The 662-nt window shown below is 56.0% G+C and carries 1 protein-coding gene; it reads left to right on the top strand.

What is annotated here, in order from left to right:
- Positions 1 to 662, top strand: a 662-nt coding sequence (locus tag AC27K1_RS21635) for a VCBS domain-containing protein (RefSeq protein WP_487152871.1), incomplete at both ends; no start/stop codon positions are given.

Raw genomic sequence — 662 nt, 5'->3', positions numbered from 1 at the left:
GCGGCGGTTGAGAGTGTCAGTGCCACGGAAGATGGCGCGGCAGTGACCGGCAATTTCAGTGCCACGGATGCAGATACCACGGATACCCACACCTTCAACATCGTGAGCCAGCCGACAGAAGGCACGGTAACCAACAACAATGACGGCACCTTCAGCTTCAATCCGGGTAATGACTTCCAGGACCTGGCGGCTGGAGAAACCCGTCAAGTCACGTTTACCTATGTAGCGATTGATGATTCCGGTCTCGGAAACAACACCAGTGAACCGGCCACGGTCACGATCACGATCACCGGTACCAACGATAAGCCGACAGCGGTGGTTGAGAGTGTCAGTGCCACGGAAGATGGTGCGGCGGTAACGGGCAACTTTGGTGCCACGGATGCCGATACCACCGATACCCACACTTTCAACATCGTGAGCCAGCCGGCAGGAGGCACGGTAACCAACAACGATGACGGCACCTTCAGTTTCAATCCGGGCAGTGACTTTCAGGATCTGGCCGCGGGAGAAACCCGTCAGGTTACGTTTACCTATGTAGCGATTGATGATTCCGGTCTCGGAAACAACACCAGTGAACCGGCGACGGTCACGATTACGATTACAGGGACTAACGACAAGCCTACTGCCGAAGTGGTGAGTGTCAGTGCCACGGAAGATGGCGC

It is taken from the genome of Kistimonas ophiarachnellae, from assembly GCF_057552235.1.
Note: the sequence above shows the minus strand (reverse complement) of the source record. Positions and strands in the feature narration are given on the sequence as shown.